The sequence below is a fragment of the Pseudomonas sp. NPDC086278 genome, assembly GCF_050280905.1.
Taxonomy (GTDB): domain Bacteria; phylum Pseudomonadota; class Gammaproteobacteria; order Pseudomonadales; family Pseudomonadaceae; genus Aquipseudomonas.
Genome location: NZ_JBNNWE010000013.1, coordinates 63,364 through 84,503 on the forward strand (window position 1 = coordinate 63,364; position 21,140 = coordinate 84,503).

Genomic DNA, 21,140 nt, shown 5'->3' on the forward strand with positions numbered 1-21,140 from the left:
AGAATCCGCGGCCTAATTACGTGCGGTATTCAACAATAGTGTTGAGTGGCGGCACGCTAGCCTGAGGAATACACCATGAAAGCCGATATCCATCCAGCGTACGAAACCATCGAAGTAACTTGCAGCTGCGGCAACAAGTTCGAAACCCGTTCGAACCTGTGCAAGCCACTGGGTACTGACGTATGCAACGAGTGCCACCCGTTCTACACCGGTAAGCAGAAAACTCTGGATACTGGCGGTCGTGTACAGCGCTTCGCAGACCGTTTTGGCGCTTTCGGCAAGAAAGCTCCTGCTGCTGCAGAGTAAGGTTGAAAGGCCCAGTGGGCTTTTCCTTGCTGTTGAAGAAGGCGTCCCTCGCGGGCGCCTTTTTTGTGTCCGCGATTTGGCTGTCCGGCGCTCAGGCCTTTTGTGCGGCGCCAAGTGGCCTCGCGTCAGTCGCGGTGCAGCGCGTGGTGGATGGCGATACATTGCGCCTGAGCGATGGCCGCAGTGTGCGCATGATCGGTTTGAATACGCCTGAACTCGGCAAGCAGGGCCGCTCCGATGAGCCGTTTGCCGTCGTGGCGCGCAAACGCCTGGAAGCGCTGGTGGCGGCCAGCGACGGTCGAGTCGGTTTGGTGCCGGGTAAAGAGAGCAAAGATCACTACGGGCGCACGCTGGCCCACGTCTATGGCGCCGACGGCGCCAATCTCGAAGCACAGATGCTCGCCGAAGGCCTCGGCTTTCAAGTGGCGGTCGCGCCCAATGTCGATCTGGTCGCCTGCCAGCAAGCTGCCGAACGCACTGCCCGCCAGGCCGGCCTTGGTGTGTGGCGGCAGTCGCCGGTGCTGCAAGCGCAGCAGGTCAGCGCTTCCGGTTTCGCCGTGATCAGTGGGCGGGTGAGCAAGGTCCAGCGCAATCGCGGCGGGGTCTGGATCGAGTTGCAGAGTTCGGTTGTACTGCGCGTTGCGCCCAATCTGCTTGGACAATTCGATGTGGCGGCGCTGGAAAAGCTCAACGGCAAGCAGATCGAGGCCCGTGGCTGGGTGCTGGACCGGTCGCGGCGCGGCGGCTTGAAGGACGGACAAGCGCGTTGGCTGCTGCCGCTGACCGATCCGTCGATGCTGCAGACGGCGCCATAAGAAAAAATTGTAGACATTTTTTCTGTTGATTGTGAACAGTCTATCCCTTGTGTTCCGCGGCTCTTGGCCCAAAGTCTCAGTGCAGGGCGCTTGAGAGGGGTGACTGGCCAGTCTTGTGGGGACTTTGCGAGGCGCGTATCCTCGCTGACCAGTCTGTCCAACAGTAAAAGCGGAATGCCCCCATGTCTGATTTGAAAACTGCCGCTCTCGAATATCATGCCCATCCTCGTCCAGGTAAGCTGAGCGTCGAGCTCACCAAGGCCACCGCTACCGCCCGCGACCTGTCGCTGGCCTACAGCCCCGGCGTAGCCGAACCAGTACGCGAAATCGCCCGCGATCCTGAACTGGCCTACAAATACACCGGTAAAGGCAACCTGGTTGCAGTCATTTCCGATGGCACCGCGATTCTCGGCCTGGGTAACCTCGGCCCGTTGGCTTCCAAGCCGGTTATGGAAGGTAAAGGCGTACTGTTCAAGCGCTTCGCCGGCATCGATGTTTTCGACATCGAAGTCGACTCCGAAAGCCCGCAAGCCTTCATCGACACCGTCAAGCGTATCTCCATCACCTTCGGTGGCATCAACCTGGAAGACATCAAGGCGCCAGAGTGCTTTGAGATCGAACGTGCCCTGATCGAGCAGTGCGACATTCCGGTATTCCACGATGACCAGCACGGCACCGCGATCGTTACTGCGGCCGGCATGATCAACGCCCTGGAAATCGCTGGCAAAACCCTCGCTGACGCCAAGATCGTTTGCCTGGGCGCCGGTGCGGCCGCCATCTCCTGCATGAAATTGCTGGTGAGCATGGGCGCCAACATCGAAAACATCTTCATGGTTGACCGCACCGGCGTGATCCACTCCGGCCGTGACGACCTGAACCAGTACAAGGCTGTGTTCGCTCACGCGACCGACAAGCGCACCCTGGCTGATGCCCTGCAAGGCGCAGACGTGTTCGTCGGCCTGTCCGGCCCGAACTTGCTGAGCCCTGAAGGCCTGCTGTCCATGGCGGCCAACCCGATCGTGTTTGCCTGCTCCAACCCGGATCCGGAAATCTCCCCGGAACTGGCGCACGCCACCCGTAACGACGTGATCATGGCCACCGGCCGTTCGGACTACCCGAACCAGGTCAACAACGTCCTGGGCTTCCCGTTCATCTTCCGCGGTGCCCTGGACGTTCGCGCCAAGCGCATCAACGAAGATCGATCTTGTCGCCGACTTTGACGTCGTTGTAGCTCTTCACGCCGATACCGCATTCCATGCCGGCACGTACTTCGGAAGCGTCATCCTTGAAGCGGCGCAGGGATTCCAGCTCGCCTTCGAAGATAACGATGTCTTCACGCAGTACACGGATTGGACGGTTACGGTGCACAACACCTTCGATAACCATGCAACCGGCGATCGCGCCAAACTTCGGCGAACGGAACACGTCACGCACTTCAGCGGTACCCAGGATGTTCTCGCGAACATCGCTGCCCAACATACCGGTGAGGGCTTTCTTGACGTCTTCGATGATGTCGTAGATCACGTTGTAGTAACGCATATCCAGACCTTCCTGCTCGACGATCTTGCGAGCGCCGGCATCGGCACGCACGTTGAAGCCGAACAGTACAGCGTTGGAAGCCAGTGCCAGGTTAGCGTCGGACTCGGTGATACCACCGACACCGCCGCCCACTACGCGCACTTGTACTTCGTCGTTGCCCAGGCCATTCAAGGCACCGTTCAACGCTTCCAGCGAACCGCGGACGTCGGATTTGAGGACGATGTTGAGCGTCTTCTTCTCTTCCTGTTCCGCTTCATTGATACCCAGCAGACGGAACACCGACTGCTGCATTTCCTTGCGGTGGATACGGATCGAACCGCCACCCAACTCGGTGCCGTTCAGCACCATGTCGTAGGCGCGGGACAGAGCGCCTGCCGGGTTGGCTTCCAGCTCCTGCGGCGTGCACTTCGGCGCGGTGAACGGGTGGTGCAAGGCACTGAAACTGCCGTCGTCGTTTTCTTCGAACATCGGGAAGTCAACGACCCACATTGGCGCCCACTTGCAGGTCAGCAGGTTCAGGTCGTTACCGACCTTGATCCGCAATGCACCCAGCGCTTCGCTGACGATCTTCGCCTTGTCGGCGCCGAAGAACACGATGTCGCCATCGACCGCGCCAACGCGATCGAGGATCACATTGAGGTTGGCTTCAGGGATGTTCTTGACGATTGGCGACTGCAGGCCTTCAACGCCCTTGGCGCGCTCGTTGACCTTGATGTACGCCAGGCCCTTCGCGCCGTAGATGCCGACGAACTTGGTGTAGTCGTCGATCTGCTTGCGCGGCATGCTCGCAGCGCCCGGCACGCGCAGGGCGGCAATGCGGCACTTCGGGTCGTTGGCCGGGCCGCTGAACACCTTGAAATCGACTTCTTTGAGTTGGTCGGCAACGTCTACCAGTTCCAGCGGGTTACGCAGGTCTGGCTTGTCGGAACCGTAACGGCGCATGGCTTCTTCGAAGGTCATGTGCGGGAATTCGCCGAATTCCAGATCCAGCACTTCCTTGAACAGGTTGCGGATCATTTGCTCGGTGATACCCATGATCTCTTTTTCATCGAGGAAGCTGGTCTCGATGTCGATCTGGGTGAATTCCGGCTGGCGGTCAGCCCGCAGGTCTTCGTCACGGAAGCACTTGGCAATCTGGTAGTAACGGTCGAAGCCGGCGACCATCAACAGTTGCTTGAACAGCTGTGGCGATTGCGGCAAGGCGAAGAAGGAACCGGCGTGAGTACGGCTCGGCACCAGGTAGTCGCGCGCGCCTTCCGGGGTCGCTCGGGTCAGGATCGGCGTCTCGACGTCGAGGAAGCCGTTCTCGTCCAGGAAGCGACGGATGCTGGTGGTCATGCGCGAACGCAGACGCAGCTTCTCGGCCATTTCCGGACGACGCAGGTCGAGGAAGCGATAACGCAGGCGGGTTTCTTCGCCAACGTCGGAGAACTCGTTGAGCGGGAACGGCGGGGTTTCCGATTCGTTCAGCACTTCAAGCTCGTAGCCCAGCACTTCGATCATGCCCGACGCCATGTTGGCGTTAGTGGCGCCGGCCGGACGCAGGCGAACCTTGCCGGTGATCTTCACGACGTATTCGCTGCGCACACGGTCGGCGGCGGCGAAGCTCTCGGCGCGATCCGGATCGAATACCACTTGGGCCAGACCGTCACGATCACGGATATCGAGGAAAATCACCCCACCGTGGTCACGGCGACGGTGTACCCAACCGCAAAGAGTAATTTCCTGGCCTTCCAGGCTTTCGTTCAGTTGGCCGCAATAATGGCTGCGCATCATGGTAGTGGTTTCACTTCTCGTAATTCGAAATTCGGTTGGAGACCTGCACATTCCGCCCTTGGTTAAGGTGCCAATCATGCAAGCGCTCGCACGTGTCGTTCAACTCAGGTTCCAGACCCTAGTCGGCTTTGTCGCCGCCGGCCAGATTCTTCTTGGAACCGGTCTTGAAATCGGTTTCGTACCAACCGGTGCCGCTGAGGCGGAAGCCCGGCATGGACAGCATCTTTTTAAGCTCTGGCGCCTGGCAGGCAGGGCAGTCGACCAGCGGTGCCGCGCTGATCTTTTGAATGGCTTCCAACTGATGACCACAGGAAGCACATTGATAGTCGTACATCGGCATGGGGGTTGTCTCGGCGATCAGATTGCTACCGCATACGCAGGGTTTTGCGGCAAAGAGCGGGATTATATCCATTAAATGCGGCCTGTGCAGCCGTAAGACTGCACAGACCGACACTCTGTCCGATCCGCCGCCGTGGCTAGGGCATCACGACGCAGCCGCCTTCCTTCAGACTGCGTACCACGCAGACTACTCGTACCAGCCCGGTGAAGTTCTTGACCCCGCCGTGGCGCAGGTGCACTTCGCGGTCCACATGCGATAACAACGCGCTGACCGAACAGCAATTAACCCTGGCCATATCGCCCAAAATATCCCAATACACCTGCTCAAGCCGCAAGCAGGTGGCAAAACCATTCAACCGCACCGAACGGGACAGAGGCTGGGCCAGCCCCATATCAAACTCGCTGACAAACGGATCGACCCTGATATCTGTCGCCGGCCCTACCCTTGCTTCGTTTCGCCTGTCGTCCTTATCCATATCGTTGACACTCCTTTGCCATCCTTGCCTTCTATAAGAGCAAGCCCGTTTCTTTATAAAAGCGCAGGCGCAACGGTATATCCAGATGACTTTATGACCATCGACGTAGGATAAGCCAACAGAGGAAGGGCGATCATGGAGCGCGTCCTAGGCCGGACGTTTTCCTACGTGACATCGCGCCTTTTTACCGATGACGCAGGAATGAGGGAGACAAGACCACAAAACGCGAATAACGCCGGCAAGCGCTACTCGCGCACCGGGGTTGCTACTGGTCCAGCAGGGATCGCAACATCCACGCTGTTTTTTCGTGGACTTGCATGCGTTGGGTCAGCAGATCCGCCGTGGGCTCGTCACTGACTTTCTCGAGCAACGGGAAGATGCCGCGCGCCGTCCGTGTCACGGCTTCCTGACCGTCGACAAGTTGCTTGATCATGTCTTCGGCGCTGGGCACGCCCGCCTCTTCTTTAATAGAGGACAGCTTCGCGTAAATGGAATAGGCGCCGGGCGCAGGAAACCCGAGGGCGCGAATGCGCTCGGCAATCGAATCGACAGCCAGCGCCAGCTCGTTGTACTGCTCTTCGAACATCAGGTGCAGGGTCCGAAACATGGGCCCGGTGACGTTCCAGTGGAAATTGTGGGTTTTCAAATACAGCACGTAGGTGTCCGACAGCAGACGCGACAGCCCGTCAACGATGGATTTGCGGTCTTCTTCACTGATACCGATATCAATTGCCATGTTTTTCCCCTAAAGGTGATGAATTCATCCAACAGTGCAGGGACCACTCTAGCAAGCCTGCCGACACCCCGCAGCCTTGACCACCACGTTTGCCTGCGACAAATCGCCCCCTTGAGCACCGTCGGACTGGCTGATTTGAGTAGCCGCAGGCTTTGCTGTTAAATAGGCAGCGTGTCGTCACTCCCTATTTTCCGGGGGTTGCGCATAGGCAGGCAGCCGGCACGTGTCCAACGCCTCTTATTGTTCCGAAGCGAACCGTGCTCTGTCAGCTCTTCCTTGTGATCCGTCTTAACGTGAGTTAATCAAAATGTTGAAAATCGTCCACCTGCTAATGGGCGCAGCGGCCTTGCTGCTGTCCTTTATCCCTGGCTTGAAAACCGAAGCTGTCCCTTACCTGCAACAACCCGATGCACTGTACCTGGCCTTTTTCGGCCTGCTTAACCTGACGCTCGCACCTGTTATCCCTTACTGGAACAAAGGTCCGCGTCATCAACTGCAAAATCTGGTCAGCGCCCTGCTGGTACTGGCTGTCCTTCTGCAAACCCTGACGCTGTTCGCGCCGATGCCTGTCATCGCCGGTCAACCTGCCGTTCTGTTCAGCCTGGTGGCTGCCGTCGTCGCGGTTCTCCTGCACCTGGCGATCAGCTTTTACAGATCTTCACCGACCGCTGCTTCGCCAAGCTACGACATGAGCAACCGCGATACCGGCACCGTCAAGTGGTTCAACACATCCAAAGGCTTCGGCTTTATTTCCCGTGATTCCGGCGATGATATTTTCGTGCACTTCCGGGCCATTCGTGGCGAAGGTCACCGTGTTCTGGTCGAAGGCCAGCGCGTGGAGTTCTCAGTCATGAACCGTGACAAAGGACTGCAAGCCGAAGACGTGATCGCCGCACTGCCGCGCCGCTGATTCAAGGCTAAAAAAAACCGCGGGCAGCCTGGCTGCTCGCGGTTTTTTATTGCCTGCTTCTTTGTCATGAAAAGTCAGTAATGCGGCGGTGGCGCGTCTTCTTCGAAGGTTTCGAACTGGCCGGCCATTTCTTCCTGGCGCTTGAGCAATGCGGCCATTTGCAGTTGCAGGCGCTCGACTGCACGCTGCTGCACCGCCAGCACATCGCTCAATGCCTGGATGGTGTCATCCTGAAAGGCCAGTTGGCTTTCCAGGTCGGTAACGCGATCTTCCAGGCTCATGCTTCAACCCTCCACAAACGTGAAATCTTCAGTCAATACAAGACGCAGCCGATCACGAAGGGTGGCGACTTGTTCTGCGCTGTAAGGCTTGGCCGGGTGTTTACCCCACACCGGCGCTGGCCAGGCGGCATCCTCACGTTTGCGCACAATCACATGCATGTGCATCTGGCTGACGACATTACCCAGGGTCGCGACATTCATCTTGTCGGCATCGAATGCGTCCTTGAGGATTTGCGCCAACGCGGTTGTTTCCAGCCACAGTTGCTGCTGATCGGCGACATCCAGCTGAAACAACTCGCTGATAGCCTCGCGGCGTGGCACCAGGATAAACCAGGGATAGTTCGAGTCGTTGGACAGCAGTAACCGACAGAGTGGGAAGTCACCTATCGGCAAAGTGTCTTGTTGAAGTCGTGAATCTAAAGCGAACACCGCGCGCACTCCCGCCTATTCATGTATTTCAGCTTGATGCGCCTCAGATCAAGGCCGCAGACCAAGCGACAGGTCAGCAGCATACCCGTGAACGGCGCTTGCTTCACGATGAAGCCATCACAAAGGCGCACGCGAAAATCAACCATCGGCCGGACAGGCGCCCTGCCATGGGACATTTTTGGCAGCGCCGCACCAATACAGCACCGAAGCCACCACCAAAAGCACCGAAATGACTGATAAACAATGAAGTGTTCGCATGAGATTGCCCCCCGCGCTGTGTGAATTCAGTACAGCGAATAAAATTTTTTGCACCAAAACCACACACTGGGTCTACGCTCAGTCCGTCAGGCATCCGCCATTTACTCACTGGCGGGGTGAACCGGTAACATTTTTTGTTGTCACGCTGTCGCAACGAAGCTGCTGCATGATGCAAACGATGGCGTCAAGCCCAGACAAAACGCGCTTGAAACCCCCGGTTTTATGAGGCCTTTACAGCGTCAGGCAGGCATTCAGAAAAAAACTGCAACAAGATCACGATTTGTGCACGCTTGTTGCATTCACACCCACATCGCTTTGGAAGCCTCACTGGAAGTGGAGCCCCAAGGCAAATAAAAACAGTGGCAGGGTTGCCCAATGGAGATTCAAACGTTTCGCCAGGGACTCTTTTTACCGACGCTCAAGCCTTGGAAAACAACGCTAAAGTTGCCAATCTGCTTGCGTCGAGGCAATAAATTTGCGACATCTACCAAGCTATCTGCGACACGGTCGTAAAGAAGCTGAAAGGTTAGATACGCAAGTATCGCCAACATGGTCGGCGTGATATAAGTTTGCGCCGACACAAAAAGAAAGAGCCGCCCAGATAATAAAACAGGTGGGACGGCAGTACTCTTCTAAAACCAAAGGAGCAAATCACGATGCGCGTGATGAAGTGGAGCATGATCGCACTGGCAGTTGCAGCAGCAGCCAGTACCCAAATGGCTAACGCCGCACCTTTCGTAAGTGACCAGGCTGAAGCTAAAGGTTTTGTTGAAGACAGCTCGCTGAACTTGCTGGTTCGCAACTATTACTTCAACCGTGACAACAAAAACGGCGGCAACGACCAGAAAGACTGGACCCAGGGCATTTGGGGCAACTTCAGCTCCGGTTACACCCAGGGTACTGTTGGTGTTGGCGTTGATGCATTCGGCTACCTGGCCATCAAACTGGACGGCGGCGATGGTACTGGCGGCACTGGTAACATGCCTGTCAACGGTGATGGCCACGTAGACGACAGCCAAGGTAAAGCAGGCGCAGCGATTAAGTTCCGCGTCTCCAAGACCGAGTTGAAAGTCGGCGACATGCAGCCAAGCACTGCTCCAGTGTTCGCTGTTGGCGGTTCCCGTATCCTTCCGCAAACTGCCAGCGGTTTCCAACTGCAAAGCAGCGAAGTCAAGAATCTTGACCTCGAAGCCGGCCACTTCTACTCGTCGACCAGCCAGGATCGAAATGCCCGTGATGGCGATCTGTGGGCCACTTACGCTCAAGTTAAGGCCGACTCCATCGATTATGCCGGTGGTAAATACGGTATCACTGACAACCTGAGCGCATCGCTGTACGGCGCCAAGCTGGAAGACATCTGGAACCAGTACTACGCCAACCTGAACTACACCATCCCGATGGGTGGCGATCAGTCGGTTAACCTGGACGGTAACATCTACCGTACTGATGACACCGGTAGTGCTAAAGCAGGCAAAATCGACAACACTGCCTTCTCGCTCGCAGCCGCTTTCTCGTTCCTGAAAGCGCACACCGTTACTTTCGCCTTCCAGAAGGTTAATGGTGATACCCCGTTCGACTACATCGGCGTGGGCAAGAACAACCGTGGTGGCGACTCGATCTTCCTCGCCAACTCCATCCAGTACTCTGACTTCAACGGTCCTGGCGAAAAATCTGCTCAGGTTCGTTATGACCTGAAAATGGCCGAGTACGGCGTTCCTGGTCTGAGCTTCATGACCCGTTACGTGAAAGGTTGGGACATCGACGGCAGTAACATCGCCGCTGGCACCCCTTACTCCAATTATGGTTACGGTGATGATGGCAAGCACCACGAAACCAACCTTGAAGCCAAATATGTTGTTCAGACTGGTCCAGCTAAAGACCTCTCCTTCCGAATCCGTCAAGCATGGCACCGCGCCAATACTGACCAAGCTGAAGGCGATATCAACGAGTTCCGTCTGATCGTCGACTACCCGCTGTCGGTTTTGTAATTGCCGAAAGTTAGTACGCGGTAATCAAAAAAGGCCCATCTTCGGATGGGCCTTTTTTATTGACTGCGCATACACGTTTATTGATTAGCTTGCTATTAAATATAGCCATATAGCCTGACCGCCAAGTCAGGCATCTATACGCTCACTTCAATTCACCGACGCTTCCTGAACCACACGAATAACGCGCTGTGGAAATGGAATATCAATGCCCGCCGTTTTCAACCGATCACGGGATTGCTCGTTAAACATGAACATCACATCCCAGTAATCCGCCGTCTTCACCCACACACGCAGCGAAACAGTAATCGAACTGTCGCCCAGGGTGGAAATAACGGCTTGAGGTGCAGGCTCGGTCAGGATGCGCTCATCCTTGGCCAGTTCCAGCAATACTTCACGGGCCTTCTGCAAGTCCGCTTCGTAGTCCACACCCACATCGAATACAACTTTGCGGGTTGGCTGGCGATTTGTATTGGTAATGATACCGTTCGACAAGTTGCCATTAGGCACGATGATGGTTTTGTTATCACCAGTGCGCAGGACGGTATGGAAAATCTGGATGCTGTCGACCGTGCCGGCAACACCTTGAGCTTCAATCCAGTCACCAATGCGGAACGGGCGGAACAGCAGAATCAGCACACCGCCCGCGAAATTCGCCAGGCTACCCTGCAATGCCAAGCCAATCGCCAGACCGGCGGCACCGATGGCCGCAACGAACGAGGTGGTTTCGACACCGATCATCGATGCGACGCTGACAATCAGCAGCACCTTGAGAATGATGTTCGCCAAGCTGCTGATAAACCCTTGCAGCGCCAGATCGGCGTTACGCAACGCCAGCAAGCCGCCGAGTTTTTGCGTGACCTTGTTGATCAGCCACCAGCCGATGGCCAGCGTGATCACTGCCAGCAACACGCGGCTGCCGTATTCCATGATCATTGGAATCCAGGCTTGGGACGCCTTGACCAGGTTGTCCACTTCAGTATTCAAGTCCATCTACTTTTCTCCTGGGTTAAGCACGATTCAGGTGGGAGCGAGCCTGCTCGCTCCCACCTGGACCGGCCTGAAGTATCAGTCGCGGAAGTTGTTGAACTGCAGCGGCATGTCGAACGTCTTGGCGCGCAGGGCCGCGATCGCTTCCTGCAGATCGTCGCGCTTCTTGCCGGTAATTCGCACTTGCTCGCCCTGAATGGCGGCCTGGACCTTGAGCTTCGCGTCTTTGACGTGAGCGACGATTTTCTTCGCCAGTTCCTTGTCGATGCCTTCCTTGAGCACGGCTTCCTGTTTCATCAGCTTGCCCGACGCATAGGCATCTTTGACTTCAAGGCACTGCACGTCGATCTTGCGCTTGACCAGGGCCAGCTTGAGGATCTCGATCATCGCTTCCAACTGGAAATCAGCTTCAGCGGTCAGATTGACGGTGAGCTCCTTCTCCTTGAACTCAAAGGTGCCCTTGCCTTTCAGGTCATAACGACGATCGAGTTCCTTGACGGCGTTCTCGACCGCGTTGGTGACTTCGTGTTTGTCCAGTTCGGATACCACGTCGAACGACGGCATGTAATCTCTCCAATAAAAAGGCGCGCTCGATAGCGATGGAGCGCGCTTGGCTTGCGGTTAAAATCGGGCTCATTATAACGGGTCTTTCCCCACCGACACTGCGAGCCACACATGCCTGCCCCAAACCGAGCAAAAAACTGATGTCGACAACCTGGCATGTGTTGGGCGCCGGCAGCCTCGGCACCTTGTGGGCCACGCGTCTGGCGCGGGCTGGCCTGCCGGTCACCCTGATCGTGCGCGATGAGCAGCGGTTAAAGGCATATCAGGCGGCAGGCGGGCTAACGCTGGTTGAACACGGCGAAGCCAGCACCTACGCCATTCCCGGCGAAACGCCCGATAACAATGAGCCGATCCGCCGTCTGCTGGTGGCCTGTAAAGCCTACGACGCTGAAAACGCTGTTGCGCAGCTGGCGCCACGCCTGACCGCCGATGCCGAACTGATCCTGTTGCAGAACGGCCTGGGCAGTCAGGACGCCGTCGCGGCAAAGGTTGCACAGGCACGCTGCATCAGTGCATCAAGCACCGAAGGCGCGTTTCGCGATGGCGACTGGCGCGTGGTGTTCGCCGGCCACGGTTATACATGGCTCGGCGACGCCGGCCATCCGGTGGCGCCGATCTGGCTGGATGACCTGACGGCGGCCGGGATTCCCCACGAATGGAGCACCGACATCCTCACCCGGCTATGGCGAAAGCTGGCGCTTAATTGTGCGATCAATCCGCTGACCGTGCTCCACCATTGCCGCAATGGCGGGTTACAAGCGCACAGCTGCGAAGTGGCCACGCTGTGCGGTGAGTTGACCGAGTTACTCGAACGCTGTGGCCAGCCTGCTGCTGCCGAAAACCTGCAACAGGAAGTTGAACGGGTGATTCACGCCACAGCGGCCAATTATTCCTCGATGTATCAGGATGTCGCGAATCAGCGCCGCACCGAGATTGGCTATCTATTGGGCTACGCCTGCAAAGTGGCGGCGCGTCATCAACTGAACCTGCCGCATCTCAATCAGCTTCAGTCAAGGCTGATCACCCATCTGCAAAGCCTTGGATTGCCCAGCGACTGAGCAGCGGCTACGCTGGCCACTTGTTCCTTTGCAGCGATGATTCTGATGCCATTGCGCCAGCGCCTTGAAAACCTTCCCGTCGGCCAGAAACTGCTGGCCGCCTTGCTGGTGCTGTTGATCACCATCCTGCTGGTCGCGAATCTGACGTTTATCAGCGCCGCGTATTACATCTCCCAGGAAAGCATGGCGCCTCAGGCGCTGCAAACCATCGGCCGGCTGGTGTCCAACCCAAGCCTGGTGGCCGACGCCTTGAAGTCGCCGCAAACCGCCGATCGCCTGCTCAACGAACTCAACAGTTATTCGCCGCTGCGTGCGGCAGCGCTGTATGACGGCACTGGCGAACGACTGGCGCAGCTGCAACATGGCGACAAACTGCATCTGCCGGACCATTACCAGCGTATTGAAGCCTGGCAAGCCACCGAGTTTCGCAGCAATCAAGTGATCACCCTGCCCCGCCCCGGCACGGTGCCCGGCCATCTGCTGCTGGTGGCCAGCAGCGAATTACCGATGGCGTTTTACACCGGAACCCTGACGGCAAGCCTGGGGATCCTGATCTTCAGTGTGTTGTTGTGGCTGGTGATTGCCCGACAGATCAAACGCCTGATCACCCGGCCGATCCATGAGCTGGAGGAACTGTCCCGTCAGGTGACCCGGGAAGAGAACTACGCCCTGCGCGCCTCACGCGGCAACCACGACGAAATCGGCAGCCTCGCCGAAGCCTTCAACACCATGCTGTCGCGCATCGAGGCCCGGGAGCAGCAACTCAAACGCGCGCGGGATGATTCCCAGGCGGCTTACGATCAGGCGCAAGGGCTGGCTGAAGAAACCCGCCACACCAACCGCAAACTGGAACTCGAAGTCCAGGTGCGCAGCAAGATCGAGAAAAAACTCACCGGTTTCCAGAACTACCTCAACAGCATCATCGACTCCATGCCGTCGGCGCTGATTGCGCTGGATGAACAGCTGTACGTGACGCAGTGGAATCAGGAGGCCAGCGCCCTGTCCGGCACGCGTCTGGACGAGGCCTTGAACCAGCCGATCTTCCTCGCGTTCGAACCGTTGAAGCCGTTTATGCCGCAGCTCAAACAAACGGTCGAGGAGCACACAGTGGCCAAGATCGAGCGCGTAACGTGGCTCAAGGATGAGGAGCCCAAGCACTACGCGTTGACTTTTTATCCATTGATGGGCGGCGCCGGTCGGGGGGTGGTGATCCGGATTGACGACATCACCCAGCGCCTGTCCCTGGAAGAAATGATGGTGCAGTCGGAAAAAATGCTCTCGGTCGGTGGTCTCGCCGCAGGCATGGCGCACGAGATCAACAACCCGCTCGGCGCAATCCTGCACAACGTGCAGAACATCCGCCGACGCTTGTCACCGGATCTGCCGAAGAACCTCGAACAGGCTGAACACATCGGCATTGAACTGGACACGGTCAACCAATACCTGCAAAGCCGCGAAGTGCCGAAACTGCTCGATGGCATCCAGCAGGCCGGGGCACGGGCGGCGAAAATCGTCACGCACATGCTCAGTTTCAGTCGCCGCAGCACGCGGCAGATGGCGCCTTGCGACCTGCCCGCGCTGATCGATCAAGCCGTGGAAATCGCCGGCAACGACTTCGACCTGGCCATCGGCTTCGACTTCAAGGGCCAGGCGATCATTCGCCAGTTCGATCCGGCGCTGGGCCCGGTGCCCGGCACCGCCAACGAACTGGAACAGGTGCTGCTCAACCTGCTGAAAAACGCCGCCCAGGCCATTCACCAGCGTGAAGACGACCGCGAGCCGGGGCGGATCATCCTGCGCACCAAACTGAATCCGCCGTGGGCGGAAATCCAGGTAGAGGACAACGGCATCGGCATGAGTGAAAACGTGCGTAAACGCACCTTCGAGCCGTTCTTCACCACCAAGGAAATCGGTCAGGGCACCGGCCTGGGCCTGTCGGTTTCGTATTTCATCATCACCAACAATCACAAGGGTCAGATGGAAGTGCAATCGACCCTCGGCCAAGGCACCTGTTTCACCTTGCGCCTGCCATTGGCGAGCACCCCGCTCGTCTCCCAAGAACTCAATCAGCTATCGAGGTAACCCATGGGCTTTCGCCTGTCGAAGATTTACACCCGCACCGGCGACACAGGCGAAACCGGGCTGGGGGACGGCCGCCGCGTGCCCAAGGATCACCCACGGGTCGAAGCCATTGGCGAAGTCGATTCGCTGAACAGCCAAGTGGGCGTGCTGCTCGCCGGGCTGGCGACTGAAAGCGTCGAACACCCGGGCCTGAACGAAGTCATCGAGGTGTTGGCGCCCTGTCAGCACCGGTTGTTCGACTTGGGCGGTGAGCTGGCGATGCCGGTGTATCAGGCATTGAACGCGGCGGAAATTGAACGGCTGGAAACGGCGATTGACGTGTGGAACGAGGAGCTGGGGCCGCTGGAGAATTTCATTCTGCCGGGCGGTTCAGCGCTGATTGCCCAAGCCCATGTGTGCCGCAGCCTAGCGCGCAGTGCCGAGCGCCGGTGTCAGCATCTGAATGCGCTCGAGCCGTTGGCCGGGGTTGGGTTGGCGTACATCAATCGGCTGTCGGATTTGTTGTTTGTGGCCGCGCGGTTGATTGCCAAGCGGCAGGGGATTGCCGAGATTTTGTGGGAGCCGGCGAGTAAACCTCAGGGTTGATTGGCGTCCTTCAGGACGCCTTCGCGAGCAAGCCCGCTCCCACACTGGTTTTGTGAACACCACAGATCCAATGTGGGAGCGGGCTTGCTCGCGAAAGGGCCCACCGCATTACCGCAGCATCAAGCCTCAGGCCAAAACGCCCGAATCCCCGCCACACCCTGCGCCCCGGTTTCCCAGGCTTTCTGCCGCTCCGCTGGACCAACGCCACCCAGCAGGAACACTGGCTTGCTGAAACCTTCGATCAACGTCGCCGCGTGCTCCCAACCCAATGGCTGCGCGTCTGGATGAGTCTGGGTCGGCTGCACCGGTGACAGCGTTACAAAATCCACGCCCATCTGCTCGGCCAACGCCAGTTCTTCAGCGTTATGGCAGGACGCTGCCAACCAGCGCGATGCCGGCAACGGGCGCCCTTTCGCCGCGTATTTGCGCAACTGCGCCGAGGTGATGTGCCAACCGGCCGATGGAAAATCACCGAGCCACTCGAATGGCCCCTTGATCATCAACTGCGCCTTGCCGGCACACAGCCCCGCGGCATCCACCGCCAGATCGCGATATTTCGGATCGTAGCCGTTGGGGGCCCGTAGCTGGATCAGCTTGATTCCGCCAGCAATGGCCTTCTGGATACCGCGTAGCAGCGCCGGGGTTTCCAGGTCTTCGGGGGTAATCAGGTATTCGGCGGGCAAACGGGCGGCGGCGACGATGGGCTGATTGGCCGCCGGGAACTCGTAGTTCAACAGGTCGCGCGGCGCCACCCACTCCAGCGGCTGGCCTTCGGCGCCGTGCGGGTCGCCGGTGAACGCCGAGACTTCCCAGACGTCGAGCAACACCTGTTTGTCCGGGTAGTCGTGTTGAACCTTGATCAGCGGGCGGGCCGCGCCGACCACAATGCCCAACTCTTCGTGTAATTCACGGGCCAGGGCGATTTCGACCGACTCGTCGGCCTCGACCTTGCCGCCCGGGAATTCCCACAAGCCACCCTGATGTTGTGTATCGGCACGGCGGGCGATAAGGATTTTGCCATTGCCATCGCGGATGACAGCGGCGGCGACGTGGATTCGTTTCATTGCCCGACCTCCTCCAGACCCGCCTTCTGCCACGCCTTGAAGGCTGGCCATTGGTAGATGGTTTCGACGTAGGCTTCGTCCGCAGCCGGCAGCTTCACCTGATAGGTGCGCAGGCGTACGGCAATCGGGGCGAAGAAAGCATCGGCCAGGGTCGCGCCACCAAACAGGAACGGACCGGTTTCAGTGGCAACCGCACGGCATTCGGCCCAGAGCGCCAGCATGCGTTCGATTTCGCCCTGGACCTCAGGTGGCGTCGGCGACAGCGGCGCATCGCGGCTCAGGTCAAACGGCATGTTGCCGCGCAGGGCGAAAAACCCGGCGTGCATCTGCGCGCAAGCCGAACGCGCCTGGGCGCGGGCGGCGATGTCTTTGGGCCAGAGGCCGGCATCAGGGAACTGTTCGGCCAGGTACTCGGCAATCGCCAGCGAGTCGGCGATGGTGCCGTGCCCGGTTTTCAGCAACGGGACTTTGCCGGTCGGCGAATGCTTGAGCAGGCGTTCGCGGGTATCGGGCTGGTTGAGCTTGATCAATTCTTCCGTGTAGGGCGCGCCGGTCAGGTCGAGCGCCAAGGCCCCACGCAGGGACCAGGAGGAGAGCAGTTTGTCGCCGATGATCAGGTGCAGGCTCATGTTCGGGGACCTTTTGATGAGGAATTCAGGCCAGAATCTCTAGCGTCTGGTCGGCCCCCTTCGCGAGCAAGCCCGCGCCCACATTGGAATGCATTTCCTTGTGGGAGCGGGCTTGCTCGCGAATGGAGCGACTCGGTCTTACGTACGGTACTCGGCGTTGATCTTCACGTACTCGTGGGACAGGTCAGTGGTCCAGATGGTTTCGCTGCAATCGCCGCGACCCAGCTCGATCCGGATGGTGATTTCTTCCTGTTGCATCACCGCCGAGCCCTGGGCTTCGGTGTAGGTCGATGCGCGAGCGCCACGGCTGGCGATGCACACGTCGCCCAAGAACACGTCGATCTTGCTCACGTCCAGGTTTGGCACGCCCGCACGGCCAACAGCAGCGAGGATGCGGCCCCAGTTCGGGTCGGAGGCAAACAGTGCGGTCTTGATCAGCGGCGAGTGAGCCACGGTATAAGCAACGTCCAGGCATTCCTGGTGATTGCCGCCGCCGTTGACTGCAACGGTGACAAACTTGGTCGCGCCTTCGCCGTCGCGAACGATGGCCTGGGCCACGTCCATGCACACCTCGAACACCGCCTGCTTCAGCTTGCCGAACAATTCACCGTTGGAAGAGGTAATTTCCGGCAGCGCCGCCTGACCGGTGGCGATCAGCATGCAGCAATCGTTGGTCGATGTGTCGCCGTCGATGGTGATGCGGTTGAACGACTTGTTCGCGCCATCCAGCAGCAGGTTTTGCAGCACGTCGCGGGAGACTTTGGCGTCGGTGGCGATGTAGCCGAGCATGGTCGCCATGTTCGGACGGATCATGCCCGCGCCTTTGCTGATGCCGGTGACGGTAATGGTCACGCCGTCATGCTGGAATTGACGGCTGGCGCCCTTCGGCAAAGTATCGGTGGTCATGATGCCGGTGGCGGCAGCTTCCCAGTTGTTGACCGACAGATCATCCAGCGCGGCTTGCAGCGCGCCTTCGATTTTCTCGACCGGCAGCGGCTCGCCAATCACACCCGTGGAGTACGGCAGCACCCGGCTGGCATCGACGCCGGTCAGTTCCGCCAGTTTGGCGCAGGTACGCTCGGCGGCGGCCAGGCCAGGTTCGCCGGTGCCGGCGTTGGCATTGCCAGTGTTGGTCAGCAGGTAACGCACCGGGCCTTGCACACGTTGCTTGGCCAGGATCACCGGTGCTGCGCAAAAAGCGTTCAGGGTGAATACGCCCGCCACGGTGGAACCTTCAGCACAGCGCATGACCACAACATCCTTGCGCCCCGGGCGCTTGATGCCGGCCGAGGCGATACCGAGTTCAAAACCGGCAACCGGGTGCAACGTTGGCAAAGGACCAAGACCAACAGCCATGAATGCGCTCCTTAAAAAATGATATCTGCACCGCTTTCAGAAAGGACGGTGGTGTAAATGGCAAAACGCCGCGACGGCTGATGCCGGTCGCGGCGCGGGTATTTCAGCGGTTGAAACGGGCTTTACTGGATCTGCCCGTGGCAATGCTTGAATTTCTTGCCCGAACCGCAGTAGCACAGTTCGTTACGACCCTGCTTCTGTTCGGCGCGGACCGGCGCGGTGGCAAGGGCAACATCAACCTCTTCACCCAGCAACTCTGGCTGCTCAAGACCCGGCGCTTCGTCATGCTGGAATTGCATGCGGGCGGCCAGGGCTTCGGCTTCCTGACGCAGGCGTTGCTCTTCTGCCTCTGGATCTTCGCGGCGAACCTGAACGTGCGACAGCACGCGGATCGAGTCGCGCTTGATCGAATCCAGCAGCTCGGAGAACAGCGTGAACGACTCGCGCTTGTACTCTTGCTTCGGGTTCTTCTGGGCATAGCCACGCAAGTGGATGCCATGACGCAAGTGGTCCATGGTCGACAGGTGGTCTTTCCACAGGTCGTCCAGAACGCGCAGAACGATTTGCTTCTCGAAGGAGCGCAGCGCTTCGGCGCCAGCCTGGTCTTCTTTCTCGTTGTACGCCGCCATCAGCTCATGCATCAGCTTCTCGCGCAGGGTTTCTTCGTACAGATGATCGTCTTCGTCGAGCCATTGCTGGATCGGCAATGCCACCCCGAAGTCGCTCTGCAACGACGCTTCCAGACCGGCCACGTCCCACTGCTCTGGCAGCGATTGCGGTGGAATGTGCGCACTGACGGTGGCGTTGAGTACGTCCTGACGGAAATCAGCGATGGTTTCGCCAATGTTGTCAGCGGCCAGCAGCGTGTTACGCATGTGATAAATCACTTTACGCTGCTCGTTGTTGACGTCGTCGAACTCAAGCAGTTGCTTGCGGATGTCGAAGTTGCGGCCTTCAACCTTGCGCTGAGCCTTCTCGATGGCGTTGGTCACCATGCGGTGCTCGATCGCTTCACCGGACTGCATGCCCAAGGCTTTCATGAAGTTCTTCACCCGATCAGAGGCGAAGATGCGCATCAGGCTGTCTTCCAGCGACAGGTAGAAGCGGCTGGAACCGGCGTCACCCTGACGACCGGCACGACCGCGCAGCTGATTGTCGATACGGCGCGATTCGTGGCGCTCGGAAGCGATCACTTGCAGGCCGCCGGACGCCAGTACTTGCTGGTGACGTTTCTGCCAGTCGGCCTTGATCTGGGCAATCTGCTCAGGGGTCGGGTCTTCCAGCGAAGCGACTTCCACTTCCCAGTTGCCGCCCAACAGGATGTCGGTACCACGACCGGCCATGTTGGTGGCGATGGTCAGTGCACCCGGACGACCGGCCTGGGCAATGATTTCAGCTTCTTTTTCGTGGAACTTGGCGTTCAGAACCTTGTGTTCGATGCCTTCTTTCACGAGCAGGCTGGACATGTGCTCCGACGTTTCAATGGTCGCAGTACCCACCAGCACCGGACGGCCGTGAGTCATGCATTCCTTGATGTCGGCGACGATGGCAGCGTATTTCTCGTCTGCGGTGAGGAACACCAGGTCGTTGTAGTCTTTACGCGCCAGCGGTTTGTTCGGCGGGATAACCATCACCGACAGACCGTAGATCTGGTGGAATTCGAACGCTTCGGTGTCTGCCGTACCGGTCATGCCGGACAGTTTGTTGTATAGACGGAAGTAGTTCTGGAACGTGGTCGAAGCCAACGTCTGGCTTTCGGCCTGAATGTTCAGGTTTTCCTTGGCTTCGATGGCCTGGTGCAGGCCCTCGGACAGGCGGCGACCCGGCATGGTACGGCCGGTGTGTTCGTCGACCAGAACGACCTGGCCGTCCTGCACGATGTATTCGATGTTGCGATGGAACAGCTTGTGCGCACGCAGACCGGCATAGACGTGAGTCAGCAGGCCCAGGTTATGCGCCGAATACAGGCTTTCGCCCTCGGCCAGCAGGCCAATGCCAGTGAGTGTTTCTTCGACGTACTGGTGACCGGCTTCGTTGAGTTCGACCTGACGGGTCTTCTCGTCCACGGTGTAGTGGCCAGCCTTGGTGACTTCACCTTCGACTTCTTCGACGTGCAATTCCAGCTGCGGGATCAGTTTATTGACCTCGATGTACAGCTTGGAACTGTCCTCGGCCTGACCGGAAATGATCAGCGGGGTACGGGCTTCGTCGATGAGGATGGAGTCGACTTCGTCGATCACGGCAAAATTGAGTTCGCGCTGGAATTTTTCTTCCATGCTGAACGCCATGTTGTCGCGCAGGTAGTCGAAACCGAATTCGTTGTTGGTGCCGTAGGTAATGTCGGCGGCGTAAGCCAGACGTTTCTCTTCCGGTGGCTGGAACGGCGTGACCACACCGACCGTCAGGCCGAGGAACTCATAGAGCGGACGCATCCAGTTGGCGTCGCGACGGGCCAGGTAGTCGTTCACAGTGACAACGTGCACGCCTTTGCCGGACAGCGCGTTCAGGTAAACGCCCAGTGTTGCCACCAGGGTCTTGCCTTCACCGGTACGCATTTCCGCGATCATGCCTTCATGCAAGGTCATGCCGCCGATCAGCTGGACATCGAAGTGACGCATACCCATGACGCGCTTGCCGGCTTCACGGGCAACCGCAAAGGCTTCTGGCAGCAGCTTGTCGAGGGTTTCCCCTTTGGCGATGCGGGCCTTGAACTCGTCTGTCTTGGCACGCAATTGATCGTCCGAAAGGGCCACCATTTGCTCTTCGAAGGCATTGACGAATTGCACCGTCTTGAGCATGCGTTTGACTTCACGCTCGTTCTTGCTTCCAAAAAGTTTCTTTAACAAAGGCGCAAACATATCGGCAGGATCTTCCACACTAAAGGGATGGAGGGCGGCCCCGTGAGCTACCTCGTGTATTCCCGGGATCGTGACTCCGCCACCTTGCAACGGGCCTTCGATTT

Annotated in this window: 19 protein-coding genes and 1 pseudogene; 8 read left to right on the forward strand and 12 right to left on the reverse strand. The window is 58.4% G+C overall.

Annotated features, from left to right (window positions below; translation table 11 throughout):
* Positions 1–75: 75 nt before the first annotated feature.
* The 3 genes and pseudogenes from rpmE to ACQKP4_RS06445 all read left to right on the forward strand — a co-directional run.
* Positions 76–306, forward strand: a complete 231-nt coding sequence (gene rpmE / locus ACQKP4_RS06435) for a 50S ribosomal protein L31 (protein ID WP_008080648.1) — start codon at positions 76–78, stop codon at positions 304–306.
* Positions 307–332: 26 nt separating this feature from the next.
* Positions 333–1,121, forward strand: coding sequence for a thermonuclease family protein (locus tag ACQKP4_RS06440; RefSeq protein WP_427631490.1), 789 nt, complete (start codon positions 333–335; stop codon positions 1,119–1,121).
* Positions 1,122–1,303: 182 nt separating this feature from the next.
* Positions 1,304–2,320, forward strand: a pseudogene (locus tag ACQKP4_RS06445) (malic enzyme-like NAD(P)-binding protein); the annotation flags it as partial.
* Here the strand turns inward: ACQKP4_RS06445 and aspS are convergent.
* The 4 genes from aspS to ACQKP4_RS06465 form a co-directional block, all read right to left on the reverse strand.
* On the reverse strand, positions 2,310–4,436 hold the full coding sequence (aspS, locus tag ACQKP4_RS06450; RefSeq protein WP_427631457.1) for an aspartate--tRNA ligase: 2,127 nt from the start codon (positions 4,434–4,436) through the stop codon (positions 2,310–2,312). The pseudogene ACQKP4_RS06445 and the gene aspS overlap by 11 nt on opposite strands.
* A gap of 118 nt (positions 4,437–4,554) precedes the next feature.
* Positions 4,555–4,776, reverse strand: coding sequence for an FmdB family zinc ribbon protein (locus tag ACQKP4_RS06455; RefSeq protein WP_010457489.1), 222 nt, complete (start codon positions 4,774–4,776; stop codon positions 4,555–4,557).
* A 136-nt stretch (positions 4,777–4,912) separates the two neighbouring features.
* On the reverse strand, positions 4,913–5,251 hold the full coding sequence (locus ACQKP4_RS06460) for a ribbon-helix-helix domain-containing protein (protein WP_427631459.1): 339 nt from the start codon (positions 5,249–5,251) through the stop codon (positions 4,913–4,915).
* A gap of 265 nt (positions 5,252–5,516) precedes the next feature.
* Complete coding sequence (locus ACQKP4_RS06465; RefSeq protein WP_427631461.1) at positions 5,517–5,987, reverse strand: Dps family protein; 471 nt, start codon at positions 5,985–5,987, stop codon at positions 5,517–5,519.
* Positions 5,988–6,294: 307 nt separating this feature from the next.
* On the opposite strand from ACQKP4_RS06465, the gene ACQKP4_RS06470 reads away from it, so the two are divergent.
* Positions 6,295–6,897, forward strand: a complete 603-nt coding sequence (locus tag ACQKP4_RS06470; RefSeq protein WP_427631462.1) for a cold shock domain-containing protein membrane protein — start codon at positions 6,295–6,297, stop codon at positions 6,895–6,897.
* Positions 6,898–6,971: 74 nt separating this feature from the next.
* Here ACQKP4_RS06470 and ACQKP4_RS06475 read toward each other — a convergent pair whose 3' ends face one another.
* Complete coding sequence (locus ACQKP4_RS06475) at positions 6,972–7,178, reverse strand: SlyX family protein (RefSeq protein ID WP_427631464.1); 207 nt, start codon at positions 7,176–7,178, stop codon at positions 6,972–6,974.
* Positions 7,179–7,181: 3 nt separating this feature from the next.
* Positions 7,182–7,607 (reverse strand): HIT domain-containing protein, encoded by a 426-nt coding sequence (locus ACQKP4_RS06480; protein WP_427631466.1) that lies wholly within the window; start codon positions 7,605–7,607, stop codon positions 7,182–7,184.
* Between the two features lie 914 nt (positions 7,608–8,521).
* On the opposite strand from ACQKP4_RS06480, the gene ACQKP4_RS06485 reads away from it, so the two are divergent.
* Positions 8,522–9,853 carry an OprD family porin gene (locus tag ACQKP4_RS06485; protein ID WP_427631468.1) on the forward strand — a complete coding sequence of 444 codons (1,332 nt, stop codon included), beginning with the start codon at positions 8,522–8,524 and terminating at the stop codon, positions 9,851–9,853.
* Between the two features lie 147 nt (positions 9,854–10,000).
* Here ACQKP4_RS06485 and ACQKP4_RS06490 read toward each other — a convergent pair whose 3' ends face one another.
* A complete protein-coding gene (locus ACQKP4_RS06490) occupies positions 10,001–10,843 on the reverse strand; it encodes a mechanosensitive ion channel family protein (protein WP_427631469.1) in 843 nt (280 codons plus the stop codon).
* A gap of 75 nt (positions 10,844–10,918) precedes the next feature.
* The gene (locus ACQKP4_RS06495; protein ID WP_008029244.1) at positions 10,919–11,404 is read right to left on the reverse strand and encodes a YajQ family cyclic di-GMP-binding protein; all 486 of its coding nucleotides are present in this window, start codon (positions 11,402–11,404) and stop codon (positions 10,919–10,921) included.
* 140 nt (positions 11,405–11,544) lie between these two features.
* On the opposite strand from ACQKP4_RS06495, the gene ACQKP4_RS06500 reads away from it, so the two are divergent.
* From ACQKP4_RS06500 to ACQKP4_RS06510, 3 genes are read left to right on the forward strand one after another with little or no spacing between them, the layout of a single operon-like run.
* Positions 11,545–12,462, forward strand: coding sequence for a putative 2-dehydropantoate 2-reductase (locus ACQKP4_RS06500; protein ID WP_427631471.1), 918 nt, complete (start codon positions 11,545–11,547; stop codon positions 12,460–12,462).
* A 45-nt stretch (positions 12,463–12,507) separates the two neighbouring features.
* Entirely contained in the window at positions 12,508–14,544 is a 2,037-nt protein-coding gene (locus tag ACQKP4_RS06505) for a sensor histidine kinase (RefSeq protein ID WP_427631473.1), read from the forward strand.
* Positions 14,545–14,547: 3 nt separating this feature from the next.
* Positions 14,548–15,129 carry a cob(I)yrinic acid a,c-diamide adenosyltransferase gene (locus ACQKP4_RS06510; RefSeq protein WP_427631475.1) on the forward strand — a complete coding sequence of 194 codons (582 nt, stop codon included), beginning with the start codon at positions 14,548–14,550 and terminating at the stop codon, positions 15,127–15,129.
* Positions 15,130–15,248: 119 nt separating this feature from the next.
* Here the strand turns inward: ACQKP4_RS06510 and ACQKP4_RS06515 are convergent, their stop codons facing one another.
* From ACQKP4_RS06515 to secA, 4 genes are all read right to left on the reverse strand, one after another.
* Positions 15,249–16,193: a Nudix family hydrolase gene (locus ACQKP4_RS06515; RefSeq protein WP_427631477.1), complete on the reverse strand. Its 945-nt coding sequence runs from the start codon at positions 16,191–16,193 to the stop codon at positions 15,249–15,251.
* The gene (locus tag ACQKP4_RS06520; protein WP_427631478.1) at positions 16,190–16,822 is read right to left on the reverse strand and encodes a glutathione S-transferase family protein; all 633 of its coding nucleotides are present in this window, start codon (positions 16,820–16,822) and stop codon (positions 16,190–16,192) included. The genes ACQKP4_RS06515 and ACQKP4_RS06520 overlap by 4 nt, the downstream gene beginning before the upstream one ends.
* A gap of 138 nt (positions 16,823–16,960) precedes the next feature.
* Complete coding sequence (gene argJ, locus ACQKP4_RS06525; protein ID WP_427631480.1) at positions 16,961–18,178, reverse strand: bifunctional glutamate N-acetyltransferase/amino-acid acetyltransferase ArgJ; 1,218 nt, start codon at positions 18,176–18,178, stop codon at positions 16,961–16,963.
* Positions 18,179–18,300: 122 nt separating this feature from the next.
* Positions 18,301–21,036 (reverse strand): preprotein translocase subunit SecA, encoded by a 2,736-nt coding sequence (gene secA / locus ACQKP4_RS06530; RefSeq protein WP_427631482.1) that lies wholly within the window; start codon positions 21,034–21,036, stop codon positions 18,301–18,303.
* Positions 21,037–21,140: the final 104 nt, after the last annotated feature.

Bases quoted from the DNA above. Each gene is read 5' to 3' on its own strand.
- ACQKP4_RS06495 (WP_008029244.1), bottom strand. From the start codon at position 11,404: ATGCCGTCGTTCGACGTGGTATCCGAACTGGACAAACACGAAGTCACC.
- ACQKP4_RS06490 (WP_427631469.1), bottom strand. From the start codon at position 10,843: ATGGACTTGAATACTGAAGTGGACAACCTGGTCAAGGCGTCCCAAGCC.
- ACQKP4_RS06455 (WP_010457489.1), bottom strand. From the start codon at position 4,776: ATGCCGATGTACGACTATCAATGTGCTTCCTGTGGTCATCAGTTGGAA.
- ACQKP4_RS06510 (WP_427631475.1), top strand. From the start codon at position 14,548: ATGGGCTTTCGCCTGTCGAAGATTTACACCCGCACCGGCGACACAGGC.
- ACQKP4_RS06505 (WP_427631473.1), top strand. From the start codon at position 12,508: ATGCCATTGCGCCAGCGCCTTGAAAACCTTCCCGTCGGCCAGAAACTG.
- rpmE (WP_008080648.1), top strand. From the start codon at position 76: ATGAAAGCCGATATCCATCCAGCGTACGAAACCATCGAAGTAACTTGC.
- aspS (WP_427631457.1), bottom strand. From the start codon at position 4,436: ATGATGCGCAGCCATTATTGCGGCCAACTGAACGAAAGCCTGGAAGGC.
- ACQKP4_RS06465 (WP_427631461.1), bottom strand. From the start codon at position 5,987: ATGGCAATTGATATCGGTATCAGTGAAGAAGACCGCAAATCCATCGTT.
- ACQKP4_RS06460 (WP_427631459.1), bottom strand. From the start codon at position 5,251: ATGGATAAGGACGACAGGCGAAACGAAGCAAGGGTAGGGCCGGCGACA.
- ACQKP4_RS06475 (WP_427631464.1), bottom strand. From the start codon at position 7,178: ATGAGCCTGGAAGATCGCGTTACCGACCTGGAAAGCCAACTGGCCTTT.
- ACQKP4_RS06485 (WP_427631468.1), top strand. From the start codon at position 8,522: ATGCGCGTGATGAAGTGGAGCATGATCGCACTGGCAGTTGCAGCAGCA.
- argJ (WP_427631480.1), bottom strand. From the start codon at position 18,178: ATGGCTGTTGGTCTTGGTCCTTTGCCAACGTTGCACCCGGTTGCCGGT.
- ACQKP4_RS06520 (WP_427631478.1), bottom strand. From the start codon at position 16,822: ATGAGCCTGCACCTGATCATCGGCGACAAACTGCTCTCCTCCTGGTCC.
- ACQKP4_RS06500 (WP_427631471.1), top strand. From the start codon at position 11,545: ATGTCGACAACCTGGCATGTGTTGGGCGCCGGCAGCCTCGGCACCTTG.
- ACQKP4_RS06470 (WP_427631462.1), top strand. From the start codon at position 6,295: ATGTTGAAAATCGTCCACCTGCTAATGGGCGCAGCGGCCTTGCTGCTG.
- ACQKP4_RS06515 (WP_427631477.1), bottom strand. From the start codon at position 16,193: ATGAAACGAATCCACGTCGCCGCCGCTGTCATCCGCGATGGCAATGGC.
- secA (WP_427631482.1), bottom strand. From the start codon at position 21,036: ATGTTTGCGCCTTTGTTAAAGAAACTTTTTGGAAGCAAGAACGAGCGT.